Annotated in this window: 10 protein-coding genes and 1 pseudogene; 6 read left to right on the forward strand and 5 right to left on the reverse strand. The window is 45.3% G+C overall.

The features are described from left to right. Positions 1-8 precede the first annotated feature (8 nt). Positions 9-986 (reverse strand): polyprenyl synthetase family protein, encoded by a 978-nt coding sequence (locus tag BN35_RS09055; RefSeq protein WP_028901116.1) that lies wholly within the window; start codon positions 984-986, stop codon positions 9-11. Between the two features lie 152 nt (positions 987-1,138). Here BN35_RS09055 and polA point away from each other — a divergent pair, with 152 nt between their 5' ends. Together polA and BN35_RS09065 are read left to right on the forward strand one after the other, a co-directional pair. Then, complete coding sequence (gene polA / locus BN35_RS09060; protein WP_025072825.1) at positions 1,139-3,901, forward strand: DNA polymerase I; 2,763 nt, start codon at positions 1,139-1,141, stop codon at positions 3,899-3,901. A 38-nt stretch (positions 3,902-3,939) separates the two neighbouring features. Beyond that, on the forward strand, positions 3,940-4,137 hold the full coding sequence (locus BN35_RS09065) for a type II toxin-antitoxin system Phd/YefM family antitoxin (RefSeq protein ID WP_025072826.1): 198 nt from the start codon (positions 3,940-3,942) through the stop codon (positions 4,135-4,137). A gap of 256 nt (positions 4,138-4,393) precedes the next feature. Here BN35_RS09065 and BN35_RS13515 read toward each other — a convergent pair. Then, positions 4,394-4,546 (reverse strand): annotated as a pseudogene (locus BN35_RS13515) (cation transporter); the annotation flags it as partial. A gap of 287 nt (positions 4,547-4,833) precedes the next feature. On the opposite strand from BN35_RS13515, the gene BN35_RS09075 reads away from it, so the two are divergent. The 4 genes from BN35_RS09075 (at position 4,834) to BN35_RS09095 (ending at position 11,978) form a co-directional block, all read left to right on the forward strand. Then, positions 4,834-6,261 carry a BspA family leucine-rich repeat surface protein gene (locus BN35_RS09075; RefSeq protein WP_028901115.1) on the forward strand — a complete coding sequence of 476 codons (1,428 nt, stop codon included), beginning with the start codon at positions 4,834-4,836 and terminating at the stop codon, positions 6,259-6,261. 1,207 nt (positions 6,262-7,468) lie between these two features. Beyond that, positions 7,469-8,572 (forward strand): redox-regulated ATPase YchF, encoded by a 1,104-nt coding sequence (gene ychF / locus BN35_RS09085; protein WP_023057184.1) that lies wholly within the window; start codon positions 7,469-7,471, stop codon positions 8,570-8,572. 66 nt (positions 8,573-8,638) lie between these two features. Next, positions 8,639-9,487 carry a prolipoprotein diacylglyceryl transferase gene (gene lgt / locus BN35_RS09090; RefSeq protein WP_025072830.1) on the forward strand — a complete coding sequence of 283 codons (849 nt, stop codon included), beginning with the start codon at positions 8,639-8,641 and terminating at the stop codon, positions 9,485-9,487. A 103-nt stretch (positions 9,488-9,590) separates the two neighbouring features. Further along, on the forward strand, positions 9,591-11,978 hold the full coding sequence (locus BN35_RS09095; RefSeq protein WP_025072831.1) for a DUF4982 domain-containing protein: 2,388 nt from the start codon (positions 9,591-9,593) through the stop codon (positions 11,976-11,978). Between the two features lie 140 nt (positions 11,979-12,118). Here the strand turns inward: BN35_RS09095 and BN35_RS09100 are convergent, their stop codons facing one another. From BN35_RS09100 to mutS, 3 genes are all read right to left on the reverse strand, one after another. After that, a complete protein-coding gene (locus tag BN35_RS09100; protein WP_025072832.1) occupies positions 12,119-13,441 on the reverse strand; it encodes an alpha-L-fucosidase in 1,323 nt (440 codons plus the stop codon). Between the two features lie 46 nt (positions 13,442-13,487). Next, complete coding sequence (locus BN35_RS09105) at positions 13,488-15,908, reverse strand: TonB-dependent receptor domain-containing protein (protein WP_025072833.1); 2,421 nt, start codon at positions 15,906-15,908, stop codon at positions 13,488-13,490. Positions 15,909-16,006: 98 nt separating this feature from the next. Next, positions 16,007-18,670, reverse strand: coding sequence for a DNA mismatch repair protein MutS (mutS, locus tag BN35_RS09110; protein ID WP_044071423.1), 2,664 nt, complete (start codon positions 18,668-18,670; stop codon positions 16,007-16,009). Positions 18,671-18,770 lie beyond the last annotated feature (100 nt).

Raw genomic sequence — 18,770 nt, forward strand, 5'->3', positions numbered from 1 at the left:
CGTACTCCTTATTTTGTACGCTTCACCACATAGTCGATATAGGCCTGCAAAGCCGTCTTAATATCGGCATCCGTCACATGCTTGTCTATATAATCCAATGTTTGTCGATGCAATTCGCCCATGCGTTGCTCGGCATATTCAATGCCCCCTTGCTGCTTTGTGAAAGCTACCAATTGTGCAATCTCATCGGGCGTCACCGTGTTGTCTTTCACCTTATGTGCCAATTGAAGCATGGTGGCATCGTGCGTAGAATTCAAGGCAAAAATAACAGGGAGGGTAAGTTTCCCCTCTGCCATATCATTGCCAGTGGGTTTTCCAATCTCTTTCGATTCAAAATAATCGAAAATATCATCCCTAATCTGGAATATAATACCCAACGTCTGTCCAAATTGACGAGCAGCTTCCACCTCTTCGGGTGTGGCTTTGCCCGCTTGTGCACCAATGACGGCACACGATTCGAACAAGGCAGCTGTCTTTTGCTTGATGACTTGGTAATATACTTCTTCCGATATGTCCTGATTCTGGATATTACTCAGCTGCAAAATCTCACCATTCGACAAGGTTCTACCAAGGTTAGCAAGGTTTTGTATAATGGCTTCCGAATGGGTGAAAGAAACCTGCAACAAAGCTGTTGACAGAATATAATCGCCCACCAGCACCGCCACTTTGTTGTCGTAGGTCGCATTCACCGATGCCTGTCCACGACGTTCGCCACTCTCGTCCACCACATCATCGTGCACGAGACTTGCGGTATGCAGCAGTTCCAAGCCCACTGCAGCATGCTGAGCTATTGAGGTAACACCATTAAAGTTCTTCGCTATTAACAAAATAAGCATGGGACGCATACGCTTTCCCGTTCGTTGACGAATGTGAGAAAGTGCTTGCGATAGCAGACCATCAGCGTGTGACAACGACTCTTCGAATAACTGATTAAAATCATTCAATTCTTGTGTAATCGGGTGTTGTATGAGAGATAAATAGTCCATGCTTACCAAATTTGTTACAAAAATACAGAATAAATCGCTATTTGTCGCTTTTTTTGCGTAATTTAGCATAAAAATAAATTCAATATCGCTTTACCAAGGGCTTTAACGGAGAATGCCCCCTATCTGGTAAGCCATTATAACACATCAGCAATATGGAAAAACTCTTTCTTTTAGATGCCTACGCTTTAATATACCGATCTTATTATGCGTTTATCAACAGTCCACGTATCAACTCAAAAGGGTTAAACACTTCTGCCATTATGGGCTTTTGCAACACCCTCAACGAGGTACTTACCAAGGAGCAGCCCACCCATATTGCGGTGGCATTCGACCACGGACTTACCTTTAGGAACGAGGCTTTCCCTGCCTACAAGGCACAACGAGAAGCCACCCCCGAAGATATTAAAAAGTCTGTGCCCATCATCAAACAGATTTTGGGAGCGTATCACATCCCGTGTTTACAGGTAGAAGGATTCGAAGCCGATGACATTATCGGCACGTTAGCGATGAAATCGGGCAAAAAAGGCATTGATACTTATATGCTAACCCCTGACAAGGACTACGGACAATTGGTGGGAGAACATGTGTGGATGTACCGACCAAGACACGGAGGTGGGTACGAAACACTCGGTCAGAAAGAGATTTGTGCCAAATACAGCATCAACTCTCCGTTGCAAGTCATCGACATTTTAGCCCTCATGGGCGACACTGCCGACAACTTTCCTGGCTGTCCCGGCGTGGGAGAGAAAACGGCTATCAAACTAATCAACCAGTTTGGTAGCATTGATGAGATGCTACAACGAACGCAAGAGATCAAAGGTAAATTGCGTGAGAAAGTAGAAAATGCCATCGAGGATATTAAGATGTCCCAATTCTTAGCCACCATTCGCACCGATGTTCCAATCGACTTAAAACTTGATGACTTACAAGTGGAAGAACCGAATGAGGCAGAACTTGCAAAAATTCTCCACGAATTGGAATTTAAGACGTTAGCAAACCGAATGCTAAACAAATCTAAAAATAGCACAAAGAAAGCTAACAAACAACTCAATTTATTTGAAGAATCCTCGCCCAACATTCAGGTCGAGCCGAAAAACAAGAGTTTTGAGAGCCTTAAAACAGTACCTCATGAATACAAACTTATTGATAATGAGGAGGAAATGCGCAAATTATGTGACTTTTTCTTAACAAATAAGATTTTAAGTCTAGACACAGAAACCACTTCAACCAATGCAATGGAGGCAGAATTGGTTGGTTTGAGCTTTTCGGTGGCGCCTCACCAAGCCTTTTATATACCCATTCCGGCAAACCGTGAACAGGCAATAAAGATTGTTAATTTATTCAAACCCGCGTACGAAAACGATGCTATACTCAAAATTGGTCAAAATATCAAATATGACATGGAGGTTTTAAGCCGTTACGGAATCGAGCTCAAAGGCGACCTATTCGATACCATGATTGCGCATTACCTCTTACAACCCGAGTTGCATCACAACATGGATTACATGGCAGAGGTTTATTTAAGGTATCAAACGATACATATTGAAGAACTCATTGGACCACGCGGAAAAGGTCAAAAGAATATGCGCAACCTTGCTCCTAACGACATCTATGAGTACGCTTGCGAAGATGCAGATATTACCCTGCAACTTAAAAACATCCTTGAACCTAAGCTCAAGGAACGAGAGGTCGACCAACTGTTTTATGAAATGGAAATGCCTTTGGTACGTGTGCTGACAGAAATGGAGATGAACGGCGTACGGATAGACACAAAAGCACTGCAAGAGGTTTCTGAAAGCTTTACCAAACGCATGAACGACTTGGAAGCGCAAATACATCAATTGGCTGGCGAATCGTTCAACGTCTCTTCTCCAAAGCAGGTGGGCGACATTCTTTTTGAAAAATTGCAGATAGCCGAAAAGCCCAAAAAGACAAAGACTGGGCAGTTTGTTACCAGTGAAGAGGAGCTGCAAAAATATGCCACTGGCAACGAAATAGTAACCCTCATCTTGGACTATCGTGGACTGAAAAAACTCTTGGGAACGTATGTTGATGCACTACCCAAGCTCATCAACCCCCAAACAGGACACATTCACACCTCGTTCAATCAAACCGTAACGGCTACAGGACGGCTTTCCTCGAGCGATCCTAACCTACAAAACATCCCCGTACGGGGCGAGGATGGGAAAGAAATCCGCAAATGTTTCATCCCTGAAGACGGTTGTTTGTTCTTCTCTGCCGATTATAGTCAGATAGAATTGCGTGTCATGGCGCATCTCAGTGGAGACAAGCACATGATTGAAGCCTTTCAAGAAGGGTATGACATCCATGCTGCCACGGCTGCCAAAATCTATGGCAAGGAGATGAAAGACGTGACACGTGATGAACGTACCAAAGCCAAACGTGCCAACTTCGGCATCATCTATGGCATCACGGTGTTTGGCTTGGCGGAACGATTGGGCATCGACAGGGGCGAAGCCAAACAACTCATCGACGGCTATTTCACCACCTTCCCACAGGTACAGACGTACATGGAGCAAGCCAAAGACACGGCTCGAGAGAAAGGATATGTAGAGACCTTCTTCCATCGCCGCCGCTATCTCCCCGATATCAACAGTCAAAACGCCACTGTCCGTGGCTTTGCAGAGCGCAATGCCATCAACGCACCCATACAAGGGTCGGCTGCCGACATCATCAAGGTGGCAATGATACGCATTTACGAACGGTTCAAACGAGAGAATATCCAATCAAAGATGATTCTACAGGTACACGATGAACTCAATTTCAGCGTGTTACCTTCAGAGAAAGAGCGAGTAGAGCGCATCGTTTTAGAGGAGATGCAGAACGCTTATCAACTCAAAGTTCCTCTCGTAGCCGACGCTGGCTGGGGACAAAACTGGTTAGAAGCACACTAAAAATCGCATCATATAAAAACAAAGAAGAACAACGCTATATGAAAATTATCCATATTGAACAACTCATTGAAGACCCCATTCACCTACTTGACAGTGTGGCGGACAATGGCGATTCTTTGCTCATTCACCGCCCGAAAGACAAAAGTGTGGTGATACTCTCCATGGAAGAATACAACCAACTGAAAGCCTGTGAATATCGAGCTAAAAAGAACGAACCGCCAAAGGCTAACATCTAAAATTATTCATGTATTGAGATAAGGGCATTGCGCACACACTTCAAGTGCCTAACTCCTTAGCTTCAATCATTTTACAGCGTGAACGTAAACCTATCACCCCATTGACTTCATAGATTCAAGTTAATGGGGTGATTTTTGTATATACAAACAGCCAACTTCAAAATTCACGACAATCATCCTGCAAATCAAATCTATAGGGAGTTTGACACTCACCAGAAGAAGGCTCCACATACACTCCATTCACCTTCAAAGGCTCAGAGTGCACGGCATCAGCTATCATGGCAGCCGATCCGCCCAAGATTCCAGCTGCGAACTTGAGTGCCAGCAACACCGCATTGATGATGCTGCCAGCAATGGTGACACGGTAAATGGACTGTTCTCGCTGACGGTCGGATTCGGATTTTTCCATCAATGTGTTGAGATTAAAGGGTTACAGCTGCAAATATAGTGATTTTTAACTACACGCTTTGTACAACTTTAGAATATCTGCAAAATAACATGACGCTCAATCCCATTTTCTGATGTATGTGGCGGCTCACTCGCCTGAAACGATTGATTATTCAAAAATTTCAGGGTAAACCGTTGTTTTCCTGGTTTTTATATTTAATTTTGTGTTCGTATTCACCTGCTGCGACACGCAACCGATATGGCTAAGGTGAGATTTTCGATGCAGAAACATCACCTGTTCACGAAAAGATGAATGTGTACTGCAATCCGCAATTGATAGTTATTCTCGGTCACGAGTTTGCCCAAGCCCCCTTTGGGAAACAAGACGGACGGATGACCTCCTTTTATTCATTCAAAACCATCATCATGAGAAGTTATCTGCTTTCACTCCTCGTCGCCCTTTTGGCGGTCACGGGTAGCCTGCCAGTGGCAGCACAAGAGGCCTATGCCGTATTAACACCCGACTCCACGCTCACTTTCTATTATGACAATCAGCGCACCACCCATCAGAATTATGAACGCATCTACGACATGCCCAAACCTGGAGAACCTCCCGCTTGGGCAGGTAATTATAATGAACTCCAGACAAAAATCAAGCACGCCGTGTTCGACACCTCCTTTTCCAGGTTCCGCCCAACCAGCACCCGCTCCTGGTTCTCATATTGCATCAGTTTGCAGGACATCAAAGGCATACGAAACCTTAACACCGAAAACGTCACCAACATGGGCGACATGTTCTATAGCTGCTGGGCATTGATATTGATTGACGTGAGCAACTTCAATACCCAAAAAGTCACTGACATGAGCTACATGTTCTCAGGCTGCGAGGCATTGACATCGCTCAATGTGAGCAACTTCAATACCCAAAACGTCACCAATATATTAGGCATGTTTTCTAGCTGCGAGACATTGACATCGCTTGATTTGAGCAAATTTAACACCCAAAATGTGACCGAAATGAGCATTATGTTCTATGGTTGCAAAGCATTGACATCGCTCGATTTGAGCAACTTCAACACCCAAAACGTCAACAACATGGCGTGGATGTTCTCAGGCTGCGAAGCATTGACATCGCTCGATGTGAGCAAATTCAACACCAAAAAAGTCATCAACATGAGTAAAATGTTCAATGGTTGTAAGGCCTTGACATCGCTTAATCTCAGCAACTTTAATACTCAAAACGTCATCTACATGAACGGCATGTTCGAGGGCTGTGAGGCATTGACATCCCTCGACCTGAGCAAATTCAACACCCAAAACGTCACTGACATGACCGCCATGTTCTCTGGCTGCAAGGCATTGACATCGCTTGATGTGAGCAACTTCAATACCCAAAAGGTCTTCAACATGAGTGGAATGTTCTTTGGCTGCGAGTCCTTAACTTCTATTTTCTGCAACAAAGACTGGAATGTTGGTCACAATGTTTCTGGTGGTGATATGTTTTATGGCTGTAGTCATCTGAAAGGTACCAACACTTGGTTCAACGCAAACAAAACAGGTATTGAGATGGCTAACCCCACCACGGGTTACTTCACAAGCAAGACCACTGGTATTGACCACGTAAAGACTGCCGACCAGGCTGGTGATGGCAAAGCATACGACCTCAGTGGTCGTCGTGTAAACGAGAGCTACAAAGGCATCGTTATTAAGAACGGAAAGAAATATATTCAGAAATAGAAGTTCTATCCTAACCTAACAAAACACTCCACTCCACCCTCCTATAGGAGAGACGGAGTGGAGTGTTTTCGAATGGTTACAAACAACGACTAGAGATAAATTTTGATAACATTAGATGCTGCCTGCAATAGTGACACGGTAAATGCGCTGTTCACGTGTTGATTTTTTGCTAAAAAGAGTATTCATCAATGTTGGGGTATTCAATGTTGTGGTCACAAATGTAGTAATTATTGTTGAGACAGAACATCGCTAACTCGAAATTTTAGGTAAATTCGCCGCGCAAAAAAAGGGCACGGTGCCATTATTGAAGAGCGATATGGATGCCATAAAAAACACCTATATCATGGCGTATGTAAAATGAGTGAAATGCTGTTTTAGAGAAAAATAGATGCTGAATTTTCTTTACAAAGTGCCTCTCAAAACTCGCATAAAAACAACCAACGGCAAAGTGGGTCGCAAATACGCGAGTAATGAGAAAGTTTTGTAATTCGTTGTTATTGTGAACGTTACGCCAATGACAACTCTTTTCTTTCCTTTTTTCATCAGTTTTTGTCGGCTGAAGCATTGAGATAGTCCCACTATTTGCATGCTTTAATGCCGTTGTTACATGTGAATAACACCTCTAATATATGTTTCCAAGACCGTTAAGTCAATGTTTTTACTTGAAAAGACGTTTATTTTGCCAAAATCAACAGATTTTTGTAGAGCGTTTGCCTATTGATTTTTTCTATTTTGAAGATTTTAGATGGTCGATTTTTGGTAAAATAATAGGACAAAAGCAACGGCTACCTTGAGCAAAAAGAATAAGGATGAAAAAACGCTCAATCGAAATTTTGAATAAATTTCTCACGCTCGCAAATGAAAGAATAAATACACATTTAACTCGATCAATCGAAATTTTAGATAAATTTCCCACGCTCGCAAATGAAAGAATAAATACACATTTAACTCGTTCAATCGAAATTTTAGATAAATTTCTCACGCTCGCAAATAATAGAATAAATTCTTATTTGGCTCGCTAAATCGAAATTTTAGATAAATTTCTCACGCTCGCAAATGAAAGAATAAATTCTCATTTGGCTCGCTAAATCGAAATTTTGCACTATCTTTGCAGAAGATAGACTTCGCCTCAACATAGAAAGTAAACTTTCTCTGTCTTCGGCTCGTGCTATCATTGTACTGTATACAATTATATTGAAATAACGACATGTCATTAAAATGTGGTATTGTAGGGTTGCCAAACGTGGGCAAGTCTACCCTATTCAACTGCTTGTCGAGTGCCAAGGCACAGGCAGCAAATTTTCCTTTTTGTACGATTGAGCCCAACGTGGGCGTGATAACGGTACCCGATGAACGGCTCACCAAACTGGCAGAGATTGTGCATCCGGGGCGCATTGTGCCTGCCACATGCGAGATAGTAGACATTGCAGGATTGGTAAAGGGAGCGTCCAAAGGCGAAGGCTTGGGCAATAAATTCTTGGGAAACATACGCGAATGTGATGCACTGATACACGTTATCCGCTGTTTCGACGATGACAACGTGGTACGAGAAGGCGGTATGGCGGTGAATCCCGTCAGCGACAAAGAGGTGATTGACACCGAATTGCAACTCAAAGACTTGGAAACCATTGAGGCGCAACTATCCAAACAGCAAAAAATAGCTGCTTCGGGCAACAAGGAAGCCAAGACGCTTGTTACCGTATTAGAAGCCTACAAGGAGGTGTTGGAGCAAGGAAAGAACGCACGGACGGTGTCGTTCGACACCAAAGAGGAAGAGGAGGCTGCGCACAACCTGTTTCTGCTGACCACCAAACCCGTACTGTATGTGTGCAATGTGGACGAGGCAAGTGCCAAAGAGGGCAACGCTTATAGTGCCCAAATAGAGAAAATAGCCCAAGAAGAGGGCGCCGAAGCCATGGTGATTGCCGCCAAGACAGAAGAGGATATTGCATCTTTGGAGACCTACGAGGACAAGCAAATGTTTTTAGAAGAGTTGGGATTGACCGAAAGTGGCGTGAACCGCCTCATCAAAAAGGCTTATTCGCTGCTCAATCTACAAACCTTCATCACGGCTGGCGAAATGGAAGTAAAGGCTTGGACGTACCACAAAGGTTGGAAAGCGCCACAATGTGCCGGCGTCATCCATACCGATTTCGAGAAAGGTTTTATCCGGGCAGAGGTCATCAAATACGATGATTACATCAAATATGGCAGCGAAAGTGCCGTCCGTGAGGCTGGAAAATTAGGTATCGAGGGCAAAGAATATGTGGTGCAAGACGGTGACATCATGCACTTTAGATTTAATGTTTAATGAACAACTATTAGGCTAATTGGGCTAATTAGCCTAATTAGCCCAATAGCCTAATAACAAAACAATATGATAGACCACCTACTTTACATCCTGTGGAATCCTGATTTAGAGATATTCCGCATCGGCAATTTTGCCATTCGTTGGTATTCAACCTGCTGGTTGATAGGACTTGCCTTGGCATACTTCATCGTGAAATGGCTCTATAAAGACCAAAAGGTGAAGGATGCGTATTTCGATCCGCTGTTTATGTATTGCTTTTTAGGCATTTTAATCGGTGCCCGATTGGGACACTGCTTGTTCTATCAGCCCGAATACTTTTTGTCTTCGTGGACGCATGTCGTCGAAATGTTTCTGCCTATTCACCAAATGGCAGACGGTTCATGGAAGTTTACAGGGTACGAGGGATTGGCTTCGCACGGTGGTACGATAGGACTCATGGTGGCACTCTATCTGTACTATCGCAAAACAGGCATGAACTTGTGGCATGTACTCGACGACATTGCCATCGCCACTCCTATCACTGCGTGCTTTATCCGTTTGGGCAACCTCATGAACAGCGAGATTATCGGCACACCAACCAATGTGCCTTGGGCTTTTATCTTTGAGCGGGTAGACATGACGCCACGCCACCCAGGACAGTTGTACGAGGCGATTGCCTACTTTTTCTTCTTCTTCGTCATGCTGCATTTCTACAAGCGAACCTCCAAAGAGGTGGGTACTGGCTTCTATTTCGGCTTGTGTCTGACCCTCATTTTCACGTTCCGATTCTTCATAGAATACACCAAGGATATACAAGTAGACTTCGAATCGGGCATGATTTTCAACATGGGACAACTGCTGAGCATTCCTTTCATCATCCTTGGTATTACCTGCATGAGGGGTGGAAAATGGATGAAAAAGTTGGGTGCGAAATAATATTTTCGTCCCTACGCTAAGACTTACCGAGGCACCCACCCTACTTTGAAAGAAGGAAGGTGGGTGCTGATGAACATAATAATGATTAACAAACCTTTTATTCATGACTAACAAAACCTTTATATTATTGGCTTTTTTAGCCTTGAGTGGTGCTTGCATGGCACAAAACAGAGTGGAAAAAGAACTTTCCTCATGGCAATTCTCTCGCAATGGCGATGCGTGGCAACCGGTGACAGTGCCACACGATTGGGCAATCAAAGGACCATTTGACAAGCAGTGGGATCGCCAATTCTTAGTTATCACGCAAGACGGACAACGCACTCCTATATGGCATACAGGACGTTCGGGCGGACTGCCTTGGTTGGGACGTGGCGAATATCGCACCACCATCAATGTGCGCGACCTCGATGCACGCACCGAACTTTATTTCGATGGAGCCATGAGCGAACCTGTTGTCTATATCAATGGCACGGAAGCGGGTCGGTGGGCGTATGGATACAACGCTTTTCGCATCGATATCACGCCCTACTTAAAACAGGGGGACAATGAGATATTGGTTAAACTGAACAACTTGGAGGAGAGCAGCAGGTGGTATCCGGGTGCTGGACTATATCGCCCAGTCACGCTGATTACGACCAACAAAACCTATATAGACCCTTGGCAAACGTATTTCCGCACCCTCTCCGTTTCGCAACAAGGAGCGGAAATTGCCGTGAATGCACAAACCAAAGGACTCAGAGAGAACGACAAGCTCAAGACGCACATTATCCTAAAAGACAAAAACGGTAGGACAGTGGCACAGAACACGGTGGAAAACGATACGAAAGGGGATGTAGCAACGACGTTCAACATCAAGAATCCACAACTTTGGAGTCCCGAACATCCTTATCTCTACACGTTACAAATCTGCGTGAAACGAGGCAGCAAAACTTTGGATGCCACCTCACAACAGGTGGGAATCCGCACCATAGCCATTACGAAAGAGCACGGTTTTCAGCTCAATGGCATCACACGAAAGTTCAAGGGCGTATGTCTACACCACGATTTAGGACCTCTTGGTGCGGCTGCCAACAAGGCTGCCATGATTCGACAGATACGTATCATGAAAGATATGGGCGTAGATGCCATCCGTACTGCGCACAACATGCCTTCGCAAATGCAAATGCAGGTGTGCGACTCCATGGGGATGATGGTCATGGCAGAGAGCTTTGACGCATGGAAAGAACCAAAGGTAAAGAACGGTTACAACCGGTTTTACGATGAATGGTGGCGCAAAGACCTTACAAATCTGATTTTAGGGCATCGCAATCACCCATCTATCGTGATGTGGAGCATTGGCAATGAGATACCCGAACAAGCCAACCAGCAGGGTACAGAGCGCGCCAGAGCCATGGTGAAATTTTGCCATAGCCTCGATTCTACACGCACCGTCACTTGCGGTGTGGACAATCCAGAGGGCAGCGTCAATTGCGGTTTCTATGCTGCCACAGACGTACCAGGCTTTAATTATCGTGTGTTCCTTTACGAAAAACTCATCGACAAGCTGCCACAAGGGTTCTTGCTGGGCTCGGAAACATCTTCAGCAGTGAGTTCAAGAGGGGTCTATAAATTCCCTGTAGAAGAGAAGAATATGGCTACCTACGATGACGGACAATGCTCATCGTACGACGTGGAGAAGGTGAGCTGGGGCAGTTACCCCGATGAAGACTTTGCCAAACAAGACGATTTGCCCTACTCTATCGGTCAATTCGTGTGGACAGGCATCGATTACATCGGCGAACCCACTCCTTATTACAGCTATTGGCCCTCACGAAGTAGCTACTTTGCACCCGTCGACTTGGCAGGCTTGCCGAAAGATCGCTATTATCTATATCGCTCGGTGTGGAACACTTCCTCTCCCACCCTGCACCTTTTGCCACATTGGACATGGCATGGACGTGAGGGAAAAGTAACACCCGTGTACTGTTATACGAGTTATCCCGAGGCCGAACTCTTTGTCAATGGCAAGAGTCAAGGACGCATCAAGAAGAACAAGGCATCCAAATTAGACCGCTACCGCTTGCGCTGGAACAACGTAGTGTATGAGCCGGGCGAACTGAAGGTAGTGGCTTACGACGAAAAGGGCAAGGTAGTGGCTCAACAAACCATTCACACCGCCGGTGCGCCTCATGCACTCAAGATTGAAGTAGACAAGCAACAGCTCGCAAACGACGGCAAGGACTTGCTGTATTACACCATTAGTATGGTAGACAAAGACGGCAACCTCTGTCCCGATGCCAACGACCTATTGCTCTTTGAAGTGTCTGGTGCTGCCCGTTTCAAGGCTGTCTGCAATGGCGACGCCACGTCATTAGAGCCTTTCCACTTGCCCAATATGCACCTTTTCCACGGCAAATTGGTGGTAACTGTGCAAAGCAACGGAATGAAAGGGCAAGTGCATTTAACCGTCAAAGCCCCTAAATTTGGATTCGGCGCACATCACACACTGTAATTGGAAGAAAGAGATTGTTAAGGAAGGGGGGTCCTATCTCACCCCTCTTTCCCCTATATCTAAAATGACGCAGTGCGTTTGAGGTGCACTGCGTCATTTATTCTGATGCATAAAAAGGTAACGGATCAACCTCAACTCTTCTAAAATTGTACCTCTATAATCTTATCAATGCAATTCTTTGACAATGCTGTTGGCAAGGTAAGCACCATCCCTGTCTGACATCTTTCCACCTTTACTGGCTGTTTGGTGTCATAGACAAAGGCTTTCTTGATGCGCTGTTTACCGATGGGCAGAAGCAAACTACGGTCGTGCAGATTCAGGATATGCACAAAGAGACGATTGCCTTTCTGCGTGGTAACACCCCAATCGTGAGGCTTCACCATGCCCCCTCGTGTGCCATAAATCGTTTCTCCATACACTTTCATCCACTGTCCCACCTTCTGCAAGCGTTCCAAAGCCACGGCAGGGAGTTCACCATCGGGCTGTGGTCCAATGTTCATCAACAGGTTGGCGTTCATGCCAGCCGCCTTGACAATGTAGCGTATCAAGGTAGTATCCGACTTATAGTCCTGATCGGTAATCTTATATCCCCACATGCCATTCATGGTCTCGCACGTTTCCAGCGGCAACCTACTGATGTCTTGCCCCGACAAACCAGCATTGTTCTCACCAGGCAAATCCCGTTCGAATATCTGAATGTCCTCGCCTTGGAAAGGAGTGGTGTGATGATTGTTACCCACCAAACACGCAGGTTGTAAGCGATGAATGAGCTGATATTGCCCTTCCAGTTGCCAATCGAAATCGGGTTGCTGGTCCCACCAACCGTCAAACCATATCGCACCTATCTTTCCATAGTTGGTTAATAGTTCAGTAAGTTGGTTGTTCATAAACGCATAATAATGCTGCCAATTGCCTTGAGGGTTGGGACGCCCTGTTCCTCGTCCTGTTCTTCCCCACACTGCATCCTCTCTGTACCAGTCAATATGCGAATAATACAGATGCAATCTGATGCCCTGCTTGTGACATTCGTCTGCCAACTCCTTCAAAATGTCGCGCTTGAAAGGGGTTGCATCCACGATATTATAGTCAGAATACCGAGTTTTGAACATTGAGAATCCCTCATGATGGCGGGTAGTAAAGCAAATATACTTCGCTCCCGACGCCTTGATAGCCGATACCCAAGCAGCTGCATTGAACCGAGAAGGATAAAAACCTCCTGCCAGTTTAGCATACTCTTTGTAGTTCAAATTCTTGTTGGTCATGGTCCACTCGCCTGTTGCCAACATGCTATACAAGCCCCAGTGCAGGAAAATACCAAACTTAGCATCTTGAAACGCTTGGCGCGAAGCCATATTCTCTGCCGTTGGTTGATAACTCTGAGGCTGACCAGTAGCGGCCTTTGTCTGCGAAAAGGCTGCTGTGGTGAAACATAAAGTTAAAAGAAAAGAAATAAGATTCTTCATGGTTGTATGGTTTGATAAATGAAAATAGATAAGCTGTAACAAATCATTAAAAATTAAACTTCATCCCTCCGCCAATATTGATACCTGGTAATGGTGCCAAAAAACTCACAAGTGAATAGTGCGGACGACAGTCTTCATTCAACAAATTCTTACCATAAAGGTAAAATTCTACGCCTACTTTGGCAATTTCTAATGTGTATCCTAAACGGGCATTCATCATCGTATACCGAGGTAGAGCGTATTCAGGTAGTATTTGTTGAGATAAAAACGTTTTTGGAAAGTAATGATCCACGTCAAGAAGGGCAGTAAATTGTCGCCATTTTCCCGTAAAATTACACCCTACTCTACTAATTGGTTGATGGGGCATATACACATCGCTGGTCGCCAAATGTTCCTCATCTACACACCATTCTTTATTCTTTACCCAATCATAGAACACATTCATGCTCCACTGTCCCCAGCTTCTTAAATCCATATCGTATCCTAAAGCTGTTTCAAACCCTAAGATATTGGTATTGGCTGCACGCCATTTTCTGTGAGTCAGTCCATTTGGTGTAAATCCTAAAGAGGACAGATAGAGATAATTTTTATAATAAGAATCGTAGAACGTAAATGAGAAATGCAAACCTTTCCATAACACACCAGCTTCAAATTCCATTTGATGAGCTGACTCTTTCTGCAAAGTTTCATCGCCCTTCTCATGAGCCAACAAAGCAAAGTGAGTACCCTGGGCATACAACTCATTGATTTCGGGCGCACGCTCTGAATAATTATAATGCGCTGAAAGATAGCCTACCTTCCACAAGTCGCCACGCAGCGTAGCGCTAAATTGATGGAGTGCAAAACGTTTATCATGCGCCCGTTGGTCTTGCCAGCCCTCTTGTGTGGAAAAAACTGCATCGTCTATCAGCTTACGATATACCTGTTCGTGGCGATAACCCAATGCGGCATGGATGAATTGATAATCGAAATATTGCATACTGAAAAGTCCCCAACCCAAAGACTGATGGTTCGGAAGATAACGAGCACTACCCTCTCCCTCCATTCGCTGATAAATAAAGTCAGCACCAGTGACCCCTGTCCAGAACTTCAGTCGCTGCTGATGCAACTCAAATCGCGTGTTCTGTTTGAGCGTCTTGAACTGATTTCCTATCTCACTACCTAAAAATTCTTGGTCATTGGCATACTGCACCAAGCCTTGAAGTTTCACCGTTGGAAAGTAGGGTAGCACGTTAATCAGTTCTGTTTCTATTCTTCCGATATGCTGATCGTTACGGCCATTCACTCCAACGTAGTCTTCTGGGCGACCTGCATTGGGGTCTTGAGCGTGTAAAGAGGTGATAGCGCCTTCGGTCAAAGTGCTCGCAAATAGCGGTGTACCATAGTTGGAGTGATGATATTGATAACCTGCGCCAACCTTCACATGTTGAGATACATAACTCATGCCTGCCTCTACAGCGTTTCCCCGTCGGTAACTGTTCGGTATTTTTTGATACTCAACCGTACCGTAATCCACAAATTGATGTGGTATCTGTACGTAACGGTCGCGTTGAGGGTCCTGTCCAGGTACAAAAAGAGGATTCGGTGTATTTTGAATAGTTTTTCCCGAAAGGATTTCTTCTGATTGGAAAGTGAACAGATCATCATAATTTTGCTTTGCTGGATCTATGTTCCATCGTCCTGACTCACTAATATAAGGAAACAAAGTATAATTAAGTCGTCGCCCCGCAACAACACTTCGTTGCATCATTCGCTGTAACGCTGGATTCGATTCCAGCAGTGAAGTATCGTTAGCCAATGTTGCTTTGGTGCTTCCAGGGATACTTACTTCTTTTTCGTGATGATACAATGCACCGATATGCCATAAATAATGCTGCCCAATACGACCATTTAGGCTAAAAGAGAGGCGAGATCCACTATTCGAACCGAAATCTAAAACGGCAGTACCCGTCACATAGCCTGTAGGAACCTGCATAGGGACTAATTGAGAATGCATATTCACCGCACCTCCAATGGCTTCTCCGCCATACAACACACTGGCAGAATGCTTAGAAATCTCCACATCTGTCCATTTGTCTTGGTCGATATCCAATCCAAAAGTAGGACTGATGCCCGAAAGATTGCTCACACTCAGCCCATCTGAAAGTATGCTCACACGATGCCCACTCAGACTTCTAATAACGGGAAGTCCTACGTTTGGTCCAAACGACAGATGCTGTATGCCAGGAATTCTTCCCAACGTTTCACCTATTGTTGGTCCTTGTCGCAGCGATAATTCTTGCATGTTGTAGGAGAGAAAGCCACGCGTATTGTTTATGTGGCTAAAGGTATCGACAACAAGCGACTGACGAACAGCCGAGGTGTCACTGTTTATGGCATAATTGTTCCTATCTGTTGCTGCTCCCTTTACAGGCATCATTTCCATGCCAAGAAACAGCAATATCAAACAAAGGTTGGTCTTTTTCATTTCAGATATATAAAAATTTGTCCACAAAAGAATGGAAAACCAAGCAATAACCAAGATAGACACCCTTCTAAAAAGGGAACAAGAACACAGTTAAAACACTATTCTGCTCCTATGATTTTCTTGATTTCGTTGAGTTTGTTCAATGCCTCCATGGGCGTAAGGTTGTTGATGTCAAGCCCGAGTATCTCGTCACGCACCTGACAAAGCACAGGGTCGTCCAGTTGAAAGAAGCTCAACTGCATGCCTTCCCTGTTTTCTTCCAAATGTTTCAGGTTGGGCTTGCCCACCGAACCCACCTGACTGTTGTCCGACTCTAATTGTTTTAAAATTTCATTAGAGCGTTTGACGATGCTTCGGGGCATACCTGCAATCTCAGCCACATGGATACCAAAGCTGTGTTCTGAGCCGCCACGTTCCAACTTACGCATAAAAATCACCTTGCCATCTGCCTCTTTCACACTCACGTTGTAATTGTGAATCCTCGGGAAATGCTTCTCCATTTCGTTCAATTCATGGTAGTGTGTGGCAAAAAGCGTGCGCGCCTGCGACTTGGAATGCTCGTGCAAGTACTCTACAATCGCCCAAGCAATGGAGATACCATCGTATGTTGACGTTACCCTACCCAACTCATCAAAGAGCACCAACGACCTGTTGGTCACGTTGTTCAGGATATTTGCCGCCTCTGTCATCTCCACCATGAAGGTCGATTCACCCAAGGAAATATTGTCAGAAGCCCCCACACGTGTGAAAATTTTATCCACTAAGCCTATTTTAGCACGCTCTGCAGGCACGAAACACCCTATCTGCGCCAACAGTACTATCAACGCCGTTTGGCGCAACAGCGCCGACTTTCCAGCCATATTGGGTCCTGTAATCATCATGACCTGCTGTTTCTCCGTATCCAAGTAGATGTCATTAGGCACGTAAGTCTCGCCTAAAGGCAGCTGCATCTCGATGACAGGGTGGCGACCTTGCTTGATGTCAAGAACATCGGTGGCGTCAATTTGCGGCCGCACATACTGATTTTCCTCCGCCACCTGCGCAAAGCCAAGCAGACAATCCAAATGGGCTATCAGGTTGGCATCAAGCTGTATCTGTGGAATGTACGGTTGCATGTCGACAATGAGTTCGCGAAACAGCTTGTCTTCCAACATCATGATGCGCTCGTCAGCCCCCAATATTTTCTCCTCATAACCCTTCAGTTCCTCGGTAATGTAGCGTTCTGCCTGTGCCAATGTTTGCTTGCGAACCCAGTTCTCCGGCACTTTGTCCTTGTACATGTTGCGCACCTCGAGGTAATACCCAAACACGTTGTTGTATCCCACCTTCAGAGATGCGATGCCTGTCCGCTCTACCTCACGCTCTTGTATCTGTATCAGATAATCTTTACCATTGCGCGATATTTGTCGCAGCTCGTCAAGTTCGGTATCATAACCATCGGCTATCACCCCACCCTTGTTCACCAACAGGGGCGGATCGGGTTGTATCTCGTGTTCAATGCGGTCGCGAATGGTTTCGCAAAGCTGCAACTGTTCGCCAATTCTCCGCAAGCTCTCGTTCGACGCTTTCATGCAGGCAACCTTCACGGGTTGCAGAGCTTGCAGCGCATTCTTTAGCTGTACCACCTCTCTTGGCGACACTCGGCCTACAGCCACCTTTGAGATAATGCGCTCAAGGTCTCCTATGCGTTGAAATTGTTCACCCACCAACTGTCGGAAATCGGGGGCTTTGAAGAAATAATCCACCACATCTAAGCGTTGTTGAATGGGCGTTACATCCTTTAACGGAAACACCATCCAGCGGCGAAGCATACGTCCTCCCATGGGCGTAATGGTCTTGTCGATGATGTTCAGCAACGACCGGCCCCCCTCTTGCATGGTGTCAATCAGCTCGAGCGAATGAATGGTAAACTTGTCCAACCGCACATAACGTTCTTCTTCGATGCGGGCAAGCGATGTGATGTGCCCGATATTGGTATGTTGGGTAATCTCCAAATACTGCAAAATGGCGCCCGAAGCCACAATACCGCTTTTCATGTGCTCTACACCAAAGCCTTTCAGCGACTTGGTGCCAAAGTGTTTCAGCAATCGTTGGCGTGCGCTCTGCTCGGTAAACACCCAATCTTCCAACTCAAAGACACAGTATTTGGTGCCAAAATGAGTATCAAAATTGCGCTTGTCGTTGCGGTCGTACAACACCTCTTTGGGCGCAAAGCTGCCCAATAGCTTCTCTACATAATCATAAGTACCCTCACCTGTGAGAAATTCGCCCGTCGAAATGTCCAAAAAACTCACGCCACAAGCCGCTTTGCCAAAATGCACCGCAGCCAAGAAGTTGTTTTCCTTGTAATTCAACACGTTATCCCCCATAGCCACACCCGGTGTCACTAACTCGGTAATGCCACGCCTCACCATCTTGTCAGTGGCGGAAAGTCCCTTCTTACCTTTCAGTTCTTCTCGCTTTTTCTTCGGGTCTTCTAATTGGTCGCAAATAGCCACGCGCTTGCCAGCCCTAATCAGTTTGGGCAGATACGTATCGAGAGCGTGGTGCGGAAAACCAGCCATAGCCGTTTCGCCACTATTGCCCCCATTGTTTCTCTTCGTGAGTGTGATGCCCAGGATGCGTGAACCCTCAATGGCATCATCGCCATACGTCTCGTAAAAGTCGCCACACCGAAAGAGCAACAGCGCATCGGGGTGCTGCCGCTTCATGCTGAAAAACTGTTTCATCATTGGTGTAAGACCTTTATCTTTCTGTGCCATAGGGGAATATTTCTATTGAATTTACAAAGTTATCAAAAAACGATTGGTAGGCAAAATAATTGAGTCATTTTTAGTAAGCAATTGTTTTTTCGGCACGGCT

The organism is Hoylesella timonensis 4401737 = DSM 22865 = JCM 15640, from assembly GCF_000455445.1.
Lineage (GTDB): Bacteria > Bacteroidota > Bacteroidia > Bacteroidales > Bacteroidaceae > Prevotella > Prevotella timonensis.